This is a genomic window from Dysgonomonas sp. 216, from assembly GCF_010501065.1.
Taxonomy (GTDB): domain Bacteria; phylum Bacteroidota; class Bacteroidia; order Bacteroidales; family Dysgonomonadaceae; genus QVMM01.
Window position 1 is genome coordinate 1 of the sequence record NZ_QVMM01000017.1, and the last position, 14,167, is coordinate 14,167.

13 protein-coding genes and 1 tRNA gene are annotated in these 14,167 nt (G+C 35.4%); 8 read left to right on the plus strand and 6 right to left on the minus strand.

Annotated features, from left to right (window positions below; translation table 11 throughout):
- Window positions 1-97: 97 nt before the first annotated feature.
- The 6 genes from D0T53_RS10145 to D0T53_RS10170 all read left to right on the plus strand — a co-directional run bounded on the left by D0T53_RS10145 (window position 98) and on the right by D0T53_RS10170 (window position 4,659).
- Window positions 98-373 carry a hypothetical protein gene (locus D0T53_RS10145; protein ID WP_163267520.1) on the plus strand — a complete coding sequence of 92 codons (276 nt, stop codon included), beginning with the start codon at window positions 98-100 and terminating at the stop codon, window positions 371-373.
- A gap of 81 nt (window positions 374-454) precedes the next feature.
- Window positions 455-898: a phage holin family protein gene (locus tag D0T53_RS10150; protein ID WP_255489431.1), complete on the plus strand. Its 444-nt coding sequence runs from the start codon at window positions 455-457 to the stop codon at window positions 896-898.
- On the plus strand, window positions 888-1,433 hold the full coding sequence (locus D0T53_RS10155; RefSeq protein ID WP_163267522.1) for a glycoside hydrolase family 73 protein: 546 nt from the start codon (window positions 888-890) through the stop codon (window positions 1,431-1,433). Before D0T53_RS10150 ends, D0T53_RS10155 begins: the two co-directional genes overlap by 11 nt.
- The gene (locus D0T53_RS10160) at window positions 1,430-2,077 is read left to right on the plus strand and encodes a hypothetical protein (protein WP_163267524.1); all 648 of its coding nucleotides are present in this window, start codon (window positions 1,430-1,432) and stop codon (window positions 2,075-2,077) included. The genes D0T53_RS10155 and D0T53_RS10160 overlap by 4 nt, the downstream gene beginning before the upstream one ends.
- Window positions 2,078-2,080: 3 nt before the next feature.
- A complete protein-coding gene (locus tag D0T53_RS10165; protein WP_221411526.1) occupies window positions 2,081-4,186 on the plus strand; it encodes a hypothetical protein in 2,106 nt (701 codons plus the stop codon).
- A gap of 86 nt (window positions 4,187-4,272) precedes the next feature.
- Complete coding sequence (locus D0T53_RS10170; RefSeq protein WP_163267526.1) at window positions 4,273-4,659, plus strand: hypothetical protein; 387 nt, start codon at window positions 4,273-4,275, stop codon at window positions 4,657-4,659.
- Window positions 4,660-4,732: 73 nt separating this feature from the next.
- Here D0T53_RS10170 and D0T53_RS10175 read toward each other — a convergent pair whose 3' ends face one another.
- The gene (locus tag D0T53_RS10175; protein WP_163267528.1) at window positions 4,733-5,128 is read right to left on the minus strand and encodes a hypothetical protein; all 396 of its coding nucleotides are present in this window, start codon (window positions 5,126-5,128) and stop codon (window positions 4,733-4,735) included.
- 86 nt (window positions 5,129-5,214) lie between these two features.
- Here D0T53_RS10175 and D0T53_RS10180 point away from each other — a divergent pair, with 86 nt between their 5' ends.
- A complete protein-coding gene (locus D0T53_RS10180; protein WP_163267530.1) occupies window positions 5,215-5,730 on the plus strand; it encodes a hypothetical protein in 516 nt (171 codons plus the stop codon).
- Between the two features lie 54 nt (window positions 5,731-5,784).
- Here the strand turns inward: D0T53_RS10180 and D0T53_RS10185 are convergent, their stop codons facing one another.
- From D0T53_RS10185 to D0T53_RS10200, 4 genes are all read right to left on the minus strand, one after another.
- Window positions 5,785-8,433, minus strand: coding sequence for a hypothetical protein (locus D0T53_RS10185; RefSeq protein ID WP_163267532.1), 2,649 nt, complete (start codon window positions 8,431-8,433; stop codon window positions 5,785-5,787).
- Between the two features lie 8 nt (window positions 8,434-8,441).
- Window positions 8,442-8,732 carry a hypothetical protein gene (locus D0T53_RS10190; protein ID WP_163267534.1) on the minus strand — a complete coding sequence of 97 codons (291 nt, stop codon included), beginning with the start codon at window positions 8,730-8,732 and terminating at the stop codon, window positions 8,442-8,444.
- 131 nt (window positions 8,733-8,863) lie between these two features.
- Window positions 8,864-10,036, minus strand: a complete 1,173-nt coding sequence (locus tag D0T53_RS10195; RefSeq protein WP_163267536.1) for a site-specific integrase — start codon at window positions 10,034-10,036, stop codon at window positions 8,864-8,866.
- Window positions 10,037-10,254: 218 nt separating this feature from the next.
- Window positions 10,255-10,341 (minus strand) — tRNA-Ser (locus D0T53_RS10200).
- A 289-nt stretch (window positions 10,342-10,630) separates the two neighbouring features.
- Between D0T53_RS10200 and D0T53_RS10205 the strand changes: the two genes are divergently transcribed.
- Window positions 10,631-13,204 carry a two-component regulator propeller domain-containing protein gene (locus D0T53_RS10205; protein WP_255489432.1) on the plus strand — a complete coding sequence of 858 codons (2,574 nt, stop codon included), beginning with the start codon at window positions 10,631-10,633 and terminating at the stop codon, window positions 13,202-13,204.
- Between the two features lie 49 nt (window positions 13,205-13,253).
- Here D0T53_RS10205 and D0T53_RS10210 read toward each other — a convergent pair whose 3' ends face one another.
- The gene (locus D0T53_RS10210; protein WP_163267540.1) at window positions 13,254-14,153 is read right to left on the minus strand and encodes a hypothetical protein; all 900 of its coding nucleotides are present in this window, start codon (window positions 14,151-14,153) and stop codon (window positions 13,254-13,256) included.
- Window positions 14,154-14,167: the final 14 nt, after the last annotated feature.

Consider the following 14,167-nt stretch of genomic DNA (forward strand, 5'->3'; position numbering starts at 1 on the left):
GTAACACCGAAAGTTTTGTACCCGATGGTACAAATTGTGCCGAATTTGATACACAGGATGAATTAGAGGCGTACATCATCAAAAACAATCTGACTGAATGAAAAATAAAGTTGTTGCATTCTATCAGAAATACGCTGATAAAGTTGTGCATAAGGATGTTGGGGCGTGGCTGATCGCCCCGATATTTACTTGTGACTTATTTAGCCTTTGGTGGTGGATGTGGCTTACGATTGCTATTGTATTGCCTTTTGCGAACGAGCTGCGAGATAAATACAAAAAGAATGGTACAGGCTTTTCAATTCCTGATTTATTGGCAACGTATGCAGGGGAAATGAAGATGTTAGGGGTTTATCTGATCATGATATCAATATAAAAACCTCCCGACTCTCTCAAGATGCTACCAACATTCGAATTCAGCTTTAGCATCCAAGCCAATAGGCAAAGTTAAAATAAAATGATTGAGATACATAATAATGTTTACGTAATGACATATACTGATTATTTCCTGCTTGGATTGAATGAGTTTTTTGTATGGGCAAAATGGTTACTACTGTTAGCTGCAATACTTACAGTAGCCGACCTTGTTTTTGGTGTTAGGGCAGCCAAACACCGAGGCGAAGTTATACGAAAATCGAGGGCATTGAAGCGAACCCTTAATAAAATAAGCAGCTATGTTCTTTGGATAATTCTTGCTTACATTTTCGGTAACGCTTTTGGAAAACCATTCGGCATAGAATTATTGCCATTAATCCTGCTTCTTGTGATTTACGGCGTGGAATTAGAAAGTATATTCTCGAACTATTTCGAAGCTAAAGGAATGAAAGTAAAGATAAACATATTTAAGCTGTTCAGTAAAAAAACAGATATAATAGAAATTGAAGAAAAGGATGGTAACTAAACAAGAGCAAATAAATTTTGTAAAGCAGATTTATCCGGCAGCTAAAAGACTACATGATAATGATTCTGAAAATACTCTTAATCCTCTTTTTGTAACGGCTCAGGCTGCACTTGAAACAGGATGGAAAATAAGAGGTATTGATAATAATATATTCGGAATCACAGTCGGAAGTTCGTGGAAAGGAGATCGAAAACTGGTTCAGACTACTGAAATATTTTCAAGACCAAATGTAACATTCAAAGCACCTGAAGAGGTATTATCAGTTGTTCCTATTGGCAATGGTAAGTACAGGTACTCAGTAAAACGTTTCTTCCGAGTTTATGACAGCTTGGAGGATTGTTTGTCTGATCATCTTTCTCTATTGAAGAAACCGATGTATGCGGACGCATGGGCTTATAAGGATGATCCTATAGAATATGCAAAGCGACTGGTGGATGATACCGGTGCTAAATATGCAACTGATCCGAACTATGCTAAGACAATGGCATCTGTTATAAAAATGGTAGATAAAATTGTAAAAGATAATGGACTATGAGAAAGTATATATTGACTGCATTACTTTCTTTTACAGCCGGAAGTATTATTTTCTTCTTGGTGGGAAGATCTAGTATAAAAATCGGAACAGAAGTTCATTATGTTCAGGGTGAGACTATATCAGGATCAGTAAGTAATAATCAGTTTGAACCCGTAAAGGAAGAAAAACCTGACAAACCTCTGTTACCAACAAAAGAAATAGAGGTACAATACAGGGATACGGGAAGCATAAGGACAATAACCGATATAAAATATGTATATCAGGTTGTAGATACTGCAGCTATCATTGAGGACTACATACTAAAACGCTCTTATATTCTTACTGCATTCGATAACAAGGAACATGGTAAATTGCTATTATATCCAACAGTTCAGTATAACAAGTTAACAGGCATGGATTATTCATTCACTCCTATGCAGAAACAAAAGAATACTTACCTGCAAAAAGTGTGGCAGCCTTTTATATCAGGATCTTATTCTACTTTGGATTATGTCGGATTAGGTGGAGGTGTATTCTATCACAATTTGGGATTCGAATACCAATATAATATTGACATAAGGAATAAACCGATAGTAATACCTGTTGTGGATGATTATTTCAAGAGAGGAAACTACCATTGGTTTAGCGGTAAGTACAAATTTTAAGGTTTGATTGATGCTCAGTACATAATACAAGAGAACGCCCAAAAACATAAACGAATAAATAAGCCTTATGATCCATTGACAGGGGAAGGTAGCGTGGGCGAAAGGGTGTGTCTGAAGATAAAGGACGCACCCTTACCTTTAATGTATCTTCCTGAACCAATGATGAATGAAGAGGTATGTAAGCTGCTGAATAAACATGGATCGATAGCAAAACTTTATCAATCTCAAAAACAAGAACTTACAGAGGAAGAGTATATTTTCTTTTGGATAAACTTTTGTGAACTCCGCAAAAAATATGATTTTGAGTTCTATGCTTATATGTACCAAACAATAGAGGATGGTGATACAGCAGAGGATATACCATTTAAACAAAAGCGAGGTCAGCGTAAGTTCCTTGAGGTGTTGGAAGAAATGCGACTGGCAGGTGAACCGATCAGGGCAATAGTTCTTAAAGCCCGACAAATGGGATTATCTACAGAAGCTCAGTTGTACATGGAGTGGATACAATCGGAACACATGATGAGTTGGCATAGTGTTATCTGTGCCCATGTAAAAGATAGTGCTACCAACATTCGTGCAATGTATGACAAGGTTATTGAATGTAAGCCTCCTGTTAATGGAATAAAACATACCATTACTCCATTTAAGAATACGCAAAATATTAAATATATTCCTGAGAGAAAATGCCGTATCACTATCGGATCTGCCGAAAAGCCTGAGTCTGTTCGTGGACAAAACCCTAAACTGGCACACTTTTCGGAGGTTGCATTCTACCCGGATACTCCCAAGAAAACTACAGCCCAACTGATAGGTAGTATTGTAGGATCAATGAAGCTGATACCATTAACCGTACAAATATATGAAAGTACGGCAAATGGAGTCGGTGATTATTTTCATACGCAATGGGAAAAAGCCAAGAAAGGTGAGACTGTTTTCAGACCAGTATTCCTAGCATGGTATTATGATGAAAGATATTCTACACCAATAGAGAAAGGATTCTATTATAACCATAGTGGTAAGCGAGAAAAAGGTGATGTGATAGACTTTATCCTGTCGATGGATGAATATGAGCGTAACCTGTTTGCCAACCATCCTGATTGTACGTTAGAGAATATCCATTGGTACAGGCGTAAGAAAGCTGAAATGGCTACCGATGAACTGATGATGCAGGAATATCCTTCGGATGATATTGAAGCATTCCAAGATTCAGGGCTTCCGGCATTCCGATCAGCACATATCGAGGCTATGAGAGCCGATTGTATGACTCCTATTGCTATCGGTGACCTTGAGGGTGATTATTCTCCGATGATAGCCAAAATGCAAAACAGTAAGCGAAAGGATATTCTATCCAATATCCGTTTCGTGGAGGACAGGGAGGCATTGGCAGCTTTATCGGGTAGTGATCCGAAAACAATACAGCGTAAAGAAAAGAACAGGCTCAGGATATGGGCATTTCCTGAAACGGAAATAAAGGTATCTAACAGGTACGTGGTTATATTTGATCCACAGAAAGGTATATCGGATAAAGCGGACTTTGGTGTGATAACCGTTATTGACCGATACTGGATGATGTATGGAGGCAAACCTGAGATAGTGGCTGAATGGAGAGGACAGATAGATAAGGATATTACCATTTGGATAGCAGCTCAGATAGCCAAGTTCTATAACAATGCTTTACTGGTAGTGGAAAGTAATACATACGACACAGACATCAAAGAGGATGATAACGAATTTATCTTCGATACTATTGCCGAGTATTATGATAACCTGTACAGCCGTACTCCTGCCGATCAGATAAAAGAGGGCATTCCTGCCAAATATGGTTTCAATACAAACAGAAGCACGAAACCGATGGTTATTGCCAACTATGTAGTGATGTTGCGGGAGAAAGGATATGTGGAACGCAATGGTGCTGCATTGGATGAGGCTCGTGTATATGAACAGAAGCAAAATGGATCGTTCGGTGCTAAAGATGGTAAGCACGATGATATTCTTATGACTCGCATGATCGGGTGTTATATCTGTTATGAGTTGCCAATACCGATGATTATTACTGAAAATACATCGAATCGCAGCAGTAGAGCAATGGTTGGGGAAAGTAGTTTTTAATGTATAGAAAACAACTAAGCCAATAAACCGATAATTGAATATGCCAATGCCTATATTCGCAGAGTATTACAAAAATAAATAGCAATATGTCCGTAATTAGCATAGTACGTTCCGACCTCAGAGATTTAAAAGTATTTCTATATAACTGGTTTGCCTATCGTAGACAATCGTTCAAGATGAGCCTAGCTATGAAAATGGCTGATATAAAACAAAAGGCTTGGAACAAACAGTATCATGTGGTTTTATTGGAACTACCGTCAGAAGATAAACTGGTAACGATAAACCGGGAGGATTTTTTCAGATTTCAGAGAAAGAAATGGCTACCAAAGCATCTTAAATGGACTGACTTCTTGAGATCATCCGCTTTTTACTCTACTCCATTGAGCCGGAACAATAAGGTGAGTATGAAGGATCGTAAAGCTGCTAAGGAAAAGTATATGAAGTATGCGAAGAAATATATGAAACAATTTTGATTAGTGTTTTTTATAGTATTAGATTTTAAGGTTTGTATGGATAGGGTTTGTCGGGATGACAAGCTCTATTTTTTTACCATTTATCGAATCCCCATTTTCTTAAATATTTGGATAGCATAATTTTCTTCGCATTCATCCCTTTTATTATATTCTCAAAGGCTTGAATCATCATAAATATGCCTGCTATTGTAAGCAATAAATTATCTGTATCAACCAATAAGTTTATATCGAAATGCTTGCTTATATATGGATTTATAGCACAAATAATACCAAGTAACAACTCGAATACCCCAAATGTTATTTTTCTTTTATGTTTGACAAAGAATAACATAACAGCAATAATGAATATGAAAACAAGAGTAAGTATTTTTGGAGAAGTCAGTATTTCGTACATTGTATAAATTGTAAATGCGAGTAGAGCTATAATTATTATAATAGCAATCGAAATAGATTTAATTTTATCTTTCATTAGTATATTGTTAAAGTTCGGAATCAAAGATATACTTAATAAAATAAATATTGTTTACATTTGAGCGTGATTAAACTTAGAGTTTTATGAAAAAAATATTATACATGCTTTTGTTTGCTGTGCTGTTTGCAGCTTGCTCAGATGATGATAGTGATAGCAGAGGCGGCAATGGTAACAGATATGGCGTAAAAACAGATCCTTTACTTGTAGGTAATTGGAAAGTAGAGTATTCAAAAACAATAATGCCTGCCTATTGGAGAGACGGGGTATTAGATTATGACACGAACGCTGCTATTACAGAATATTTAGGGAATTGGGGGACTGCACCTAATATACCTATTGAATCTAGTATGTTTGGAAATAAAGAATTTAAAATTGAAATACAAACAAGCAATACGATAATTATTCATCAAGTTGGCAATCCCATAACTCGCTCCTTTTATAGTATAAAGGATGGTTTTATTACCCATATAGTTAACCGAGAACCTATAAATGTATACCGATATTATTTTGAAGAGGAACAACTTGTTATAGAAGTAATGTTGACCGGACGGCTAGGAGGCAGATATACTATATCAAGATACTCAAAAATAGAAGAATGAATAAAGGAGCGAAGATTTCGCTCCTTTATATTTTAACAAGACCTTAATTTATTATTACCTCATTTTTGAATTATCGTATTCTTGTTTTATTTGTGTGTCCAAAAAATTGATTCTGCTGCTTTCGTCTACCATGCCTGCAAACGAAAAAATAAACTGCCGGAACTTACTTGAAGCGAACAATCCCATATCGTAATCGCTTCTGTTACATGGATTGGTAGTTAGCCCCCTTAATGCAGGAAAATTAACGCCATCGTTAGAATGATGAGCCATTATTACTGATTTTTTATTTTCGGTTATATTCTGAATATCTACCAATAAAGCCCTGAGTATAATGCGTTCAAGATTTTTTATATCTAAAGAACCAAATATAAGTGGACGCAACACTATACTTATATGAACATATTTATTATTAGACACTTCATAGTCTTTTAATATATTGTTACCTATAACCAATAATTTAGGAAATACATTTTCGACTGTAATATCTATTTGTTCCGTTGATTTGTAGAACGATTTACTGGCTAAATTTAATACATAATTATATGGTGAATCCCTGTCGGAAATTATAATTTCAGATTCATAAGGGTTGTAAATTATGTTCTCTATTCCTTTTAAGTACTCCTTAAAAGATTTATCATTGAATAGATATATCACATCTTTACATTGGGCGTCAGGTAACTCCATGTTTATATGCAGATAGTCCGACTCTAATTGTGGTGATATAAACTCAACAGACTGCCCGTTTATAATTTGTAAGCCACGTTGGGATGTAAACACAACACCGAATGGAGTGGAACACACAACCGATGTTGTAGGGGCTTCGGGGTGTGTTGGTGCAGAAATAGAAGAATATACTACCTCGTTACTGCCAACGTTCAGATTCCATATTCCTTGAGATGTGAATACATATAATGGGAATTGTCCGTAATTACGATCAGACACATTCATTGTATTGGTAGCCATTGCCAAGACAGTCCCGTTACTTACCAAATAGGTATTAGCATTAGGGAATCGTAAAGGATTAGAAAGCTCTGATACTTTTATTTTATTGGGTTCTTGAATTGTCGCTACTTTACTAATATCGGGTTCTGTAACTTGAACGGATACGTTATCTGATATAATAGGTTTTAATCCATCATTAATAAAGTAAGCTAAGTTCATGAACTTGTGTGCAGTAAGATTAAATTTAGCAACCTGATAGTAATTATCATCTTCGGCTAGCATGTATATTATTAACCTTTTTGCACGGGGATCGGGATAGGATATAAATGCGGACATGAACAATTTATAGAAGCCTGTGCTATCATCTTCAGTATACGATTTATATACCCTCTCTGTTGAGTATCCTGTTGCTATTTCAACCTCAATAATTAAACGCTTCCACTTTTGAAACGGGGCATCGATATATTTATATCCGTTATAGTCTCCGCTCCTGCTATCTTTTGTGTTATACCATTGAAATTGTCGTGGATCAAATCCATTAAAAAAGGTTGTTTTTATGTCAGCTATATGTAACCTGTTGTTGTATGCATAACTAACTTTTGATCCGTATTTGTGATTGGATAGATTATCATCGGACATTACTTCCTGATAAATAAGATTATCCATTTTAGTTAGTTCTTTATCTTTAGAAGGGAATATGTCAGGATTTGATAAATCAACATTAGCAACTCCTAAATCAAAGCTTTTAGCATAATAAAATGTTGAGCTTTCTTCTATACTCCTAAAGGCATCGGATGATATTTCTTTTATTAAATTGAAGGCTAAAGTTGAGACAGTATCATTGGTTGGCATATCTTTTCGTATATTCTCAATGTTTGATACTCCTAAAGGCGCAGATACAAACATATCTACAGAAGTTATAATGTCTTTCCATTTTTCCCAATCGGGGAACGCAAAATTGTAATTTAATGTTGCACGATATCCTCCTACAAAAATTTCTGAATCACCGGTTAATCTTCCTCCCGAAAATTTATAAATTATATTTTTCGCCCTTATTATGTAATTAGTAGGCATAAATAAAATTGGTGCAGAATGTTTAACCAATGTACCATCGAATAACCTGAATGCATATCTTATAAGACATGCATCAAAAAACATCCATCCATAACCTTTATGTTCAATACCACTTGAACCAGTCCATCCATTGACTAATTTATTCATTCCAATGTTAACCAATCCTTTAGTCGCATCAATAAATGAGTCTTTTGTTATTGTTCCACTTCCATACTCATCATCGAATCTAAACCAATGAGTCTGTCCTCTGCTTGTGACAGGCATCGATCCTATCATAATTGGAGGTAATTCGGGAATTTCTCCTAAAAACCTATATTCGGAGTTATGATAGAATAGGTAGAATACATTATCTTCGGTAACAAGAGAAATAGTATTACCTGTCTGTTGTATACTGTGTATTTTATCCTGAATGTTTTCTTGTATAAGTTTAGGTTTATCACTGCGTATATCCCAATATACCGAAGAGGTTTCTTCGTTATTTACAACTCCTATCCAGTTCTTATAGTCATTGTTTTGATGTACGAAAACAATGCTATACTTCTGTGATAGTTCCTGCACAATTTTACGTGGTGCTACCGGATGTAATGCTCCGTTTTTGGAGCGTAGGTTTACGAGTGAATAACAATCTCCATCGCTGTATGTTGATGTTGTTGTTATTCCATTAATGGGTGTTTGGATTCTAGCCATACTGTAAATTAGTTGGTTTGTTTTTGATTATAAAATGATTTAATAAGTTCTTTGTACTGCTCAACTAGCGGATGATTTGTTTCTATGAGGTTTCTGATTGTCCTGATCCCGCTTAGTATAGTTTCGGGTTTACGCCCATCCAGTTGTGATATTTTTCGATAACCTTTTCCATTTTTATAGAGATATAACCAATATAGTTCTCTAGCAATGGCAATACTCTCTTTTCTTGACCTTCCTTTTATTTCATCTTCGGGAATACCTACCTTTTGTGAAAATTCAGCTAATGACATTTGCTCCATAACTGCCTTGTGTTTTGATTAGTAAGACAATGATAAAACAAAAATCAGCCCATGTCAACAGGCTGATTTCAAGATGGAACAATGTGGGAAAATGTGGGAAAAGGAATATATGATTATTTACGGATTATTAACTAATCATCTTCATCATTTTCTTCCTCGTTTTTAAGCAACTTTGCTTTCATTTCATTGATAGCAGTAACTCCTAACATACGAGCATAAAGAAGTGATTGCTTCATATTAGTATGTCCCATAATCTTAGGTATAGCCTCAATACTTACTCCATTATTTATGAGATATGTTCCGAATGTATGTCTTCCGGTATGTGTGGTAACATCTTTTTCAATTCCTATATAACTAATAAGTAGTTTTAGATAGTCATTGTATTTTTGATTACTAATAACTGGTAGTTTATAATTGTATTTATCCAGTATTTCCTTTGCTTTAGGAAGAACGAAGATAACATATGGCACTCCTGTCTTTTCTCTATTACCATGTATTTGTTCTTCGCCATTGACTATATTAATATCCTCTTTTTTGAAGCATTGAGTATCCTTATAGGATAATCCAGTGAAGCATTGAAATATAAATAAATCTTTTACTCTTTGTAGTCTTTCTTTAGAAACTCCTTTTGGCTCATAATCAATTATTTGTTTTACTTCTGATTCGACAAGATAAACCGGATCTTCGGACTTTCCTTTCTTGAATACAAAATCATCGTATGGATTACGCTCTATGAGTCCACGCCTTCTTGCTTTTTCTATATATCCTTTAAACAGAGAGTGACGTTTGTATAAGGTAGGTTGAGACTTGATTGTTTTCTTTAAGTGAAGATCAAAGTCTTCGATATTGGCAAAAGTTAGATCTCTGAATGTTTTTATTTTCCCAAACTCATTCAAACGCTTAATGAAGGAATTGTTATATTCTAATGTAGTATAGGACACATCACGTCTTTTCAGGTCAGCCCGGATGAAATCTACAACATTGGTTGTCATATTCTCTTCTGTCTTATCCCAATTCTTTACATCATCGATACTTTGGCATTCATCAGAATATATGAATGCTTCTACCTTATTGTAGATATTATGCGCTTTTGATTTCACTACGGCAGCATTGGGATGTTTCTTTACTGAAAATCCGGAATCTGAAGAATATTGTTCCCGAATAATTTTTACACCGGTAGATATATAAACTTTCTTACGGCTTACCTTATCGAAAACTTCCACTTGTACCAATGCTTTTTTCTTAGCATCATTCTTTGTCTCCCCTTTGCGGTCAAAAACAAACCTTATAGACAGTCCATCCATAACTAATTAATGATTAGCGTTTCAGACAAAGGTATTAAAAAATATGATACTTGTTCTACCGCTTTTTCTACCAACTACGATTTTGGTAGAACTTTAATGAAAAAACGTGGGAATTTGTGGGAAATCGTGGGAAAGTAAAAATAGATTGAAAAACCTGTTTTGAAGGTATTAAAAAAGGGAAAACAGCGTTTTAAACCGTTTTCCCTTATATTACTCAGCGGAGAGGAAGAGATTCGAACTCTCGATACAGTTACCCGTATACATGCTTTCCAGGCATGCCTCTTCAACCACTCGAGCACCTCTCCAAAACATGTGGGTGCAAAGATAACAGGATTTTTGGTTAGAGCAAAAGACTTAAAGAATAGATATTAATAAGTGTTGTTTAAAATCGATTATAAGAAATTAGACTAAGCTGAAGAGGGTTGAGAAAAAGATAAACGACGTAAGTCGCAATTGATTAATGCATATATATTTTTATATTTTTGTAGAAGGGAAGCCTTGTTAATTTGATATAGAGAGAAACAAAATATGTTTATAAAGTCATCGTTTTTTTGTGATATAATAAAAAGGGCAGGGAGCATATTGCTTCTTTTAATGTTAATTTATACCGAAGTGTTAGCATTAGGGAATAACTTTATCTTTACTCCGGTAAATACATCGAGTGGTTTAAGCGATAATCAGATTCGATATATATTACAGCTTTCTGATGGACGGATGGTATTTACAACGAGTGGAAACGTTAATATTTACGATGGTTCGCATTTCTCATATATTCATCGGAGTACCGAGCATATTTATCATTTGAATGGGTACGAAGGACATTACCGCATTTATCAGGATGGAGATTCTCTTTTATGGATTAAAGACCAGTATAAATTAATGTGTATCAATCTTTATGAAGAGAAATATGAGGAAAAACTGGAAATTCGTTTTCGAAAAGTAGGAGTTGAAAAAACGGTAGTAGATATGTTTTTAGACAATCAGTCGCGGATGTGGTTGCTTACAGTTGACGGACTATTGCAAACTTATAATTCTGATTCTTTTGATTTATCTTTTAGTAGAGGGAAGTTACAAGATTTACAGACGACAGATAATCATCTTTATCTTTTCTATAATACCGGAGAGGTTGTGTGCTACGATCTGAAAACAAGGGAACGTTTATATAATATTGCAGCATATCCCGAAACGGAACAAGTGTACTTTGAAAAAACTTCCCTTGTTGTTAAAGGAGAAAAAGGATTTTATCAACTACGCAACGGCACGCGAGGCGGTTTTTTCTTTTTCGATCCTCAGAATCGAGTGTGGGAGAAAATACTTGATGTAGATTATGTACTGAATACTCTTATAATTACGCCTCAGGAAACTGTCTATATTAGTACAGTTAATGGCATTTGGCGTATTGAGGAGGAACAAAAACAATATATTCCGGTATTGAGAACAACAACCGGGGATAATATTTCTACAGAAATAAGTACATTGTTTTACGATCGTCAAGGAGGGCTTTGGGTTGGGACTTTTAATAAAGGACTATTGTATTATCATCCATCCCGATATAAATTTATAGATATTGGCCGTTCTTCTTTTCCTGAGCAGCAGGGAGGCGATTTAATTATAGAGGCGTTTGCCGAGGATAATAATGGTAATATTTTTTTTAAATCGCAGTCAAATATTTATCAGTACGATAACAATACTATAAATGAAAAAAAAGTAGTATCAGTTTCCCCGTTTTCTTTATCGGGAGATGTACATCGGGCTTTGTATCGACAAAAGGAGCGAATATATCAGGGAAATTTATATAATGCGCTTTGTTTTGATACACGAGGTTGGGTTTGGGCTGGAACTTCGGATGGATTGGAGCTTTTTATTTCGGAAAAGCAGAAAAAGCAAACCTTTTATGTCGAAGACGGATTATCCAATAATTTTGTACAGGCGCTTTTAGAAGATAAAAACAATAATATCTGGGTAACAACAAGTCATGGAATATCTCATATTCAGGTCGATAGCGTAAGTAATAAGCTTCGGTTTATTAATTATAATTTATTAGATGGCACATTAGAAGGTGAGTATGCTATAGGTTCAGCCTTTGAAGCAACGGATGGAAAACTGTATTTTGGAGGAGTAGATGGATTTAATGTGTTAAATCCGGATCAATTAGCCTCTTCCTATTTACCGTTTAAACCGGTACTTACCGAATTTAGCCTGTTTGGAGAAAAGATAGAACAAGGAAAAAAATATGGAAATCGTATATTATTAACAAAAACAACACCTTATACAACCAATATAGAATTGGCATATAATCAGAATTTTTTAAGCTTCGATTTTTCGGCACTTAATTACAGAAATCAAGCGCAAACATTTTATAGTTATCAGTTGGAAGGCGTTGATGCTAATTGGCAGGAAATATCAGTTGGTAAACAAGGTCGTGAAATTGGAGCAAATGGTATTTTGCACTTGGTTTATACAAATTTGCCTCCCGGTAAATACCAATTAAAAGTGAAGGCTTCTGATAATGCTACCCAATGGGATGATCGGGTTACGGAAATAAGTATTACAATATATGCTCCTTGGTGGAAAACAACTATAGCATATATAATTTATAGCGTTCTTTTCTTATTTATTGTTATTGCAGGAGTAAGGATTTATATTTCTATTACAAAGAAAAAAATAGAGCGGCAGCATAAAGAAGATATTCTGTTATTGCGTATTCGTAGTCTGATTGAGCAATGTAATCAATACGAAAAAGAAGGGAAGCATCGTTCTTATACGGAGGATTGTACTCTACTTGTAAACGAAGAATCGTCATCCGATTCAGACAAAAAACAGGAGAACTCGGCTGATTCTGTGTTCATTTCTAAAGCAATGGATTTGGTTGAGAGAAACCTGAATAATTCTAATTATTCGGTCGAACAACTCAGTCGCGATTTATGTATGGAGCGCACAGGACTTTATAGGAAACTTATTACGTTGTTAGATCAGTCGCCTAGCCTTTTTATCCGTAATATTCGCTTGCAAAAAGCAGCTCAGCTAATTTTGGAAAACAAGCTCAGTATTACAGAAGTATCTGAACGGGTAGGCTTTAGTAGCGCTAGTTATTTAAGCAAATGTTTTCAGGAAATGTACGGTTGTAAACCTTCGGAATATGGAACACAGTATAAACAATCGGAATGAAACATAGTGGCGATATTTAATTTAACGGTTAAGAGTTTTAGGGCTGTGTTTAAGTCCACATGTTTTCATATATGTCAGAAAAACAGTCTACTTCCAATACTTCAATGCCAACTTTTTCTAAGAAGAATTTCTTGCCTAAATCTGTATCGTTACAGCACTTGGGAGTAAGATACCAGCCATTCTGTTTTCTGTCATCGAACTTTCTGAAATACTTTGTGCGCTCAATTAATAGCCAGCGCAGGAATACTTCATTTTCTTCGAGCCCAATGCCGAAAATGAATAAAGATTTATTGAATATTATGTGTAACCAACTTTTATTGCCTCGCCAACAATTTGCGCTTTTGCTGAAAAACAGACTGTCTTCGTTCCCTTTGTGTAATAATCCACGTGTGCGTTCTACACTGCCCATATAATGGCTTAAACCAAGACGAATGCTGCGATGATAGTTCATCATTCCGTTAATGTACCATATTCCAAAACCATCTGTAGGGAATTCCAATTGTTTGTCTCCATGGTAACTAGTCCAAGGGTAAAAGTCTGTAAATCCCTTGTCCTCAGTTTTGTACATATTGTAGTTCCCCGTTTTAGCGAATGTTTCTTCGAAGTTGGTGGTTAACAGTGGTGCATTTATATTCTTTATATAATCGGTTATTTGTTTGTGATGGGGTAATGGCTCCCAATCTTGTAGAAGCTTGACAACTTCTTTTTGCAGATTATAGTTGTTTCTTTTTTCGAGCTCCAGAATATCATAGAATTCAGTGATGGATATTCCTTGTGGCTTTTGCTTAAGTGTTTGAGAGGATACTTTTTTCCACAGTTCCATTAACAGATCGTCCCACGACAGGGCTTTCGGATTATCGGGGTAGCGGTTAATTCCGTTGCCTATTATGAAGGCTAAATTTTCCCTGTTCGATTCGATGATTTGTTTGATTTCTTTGGTATTTGCCATAGGGTTGGTTCTGT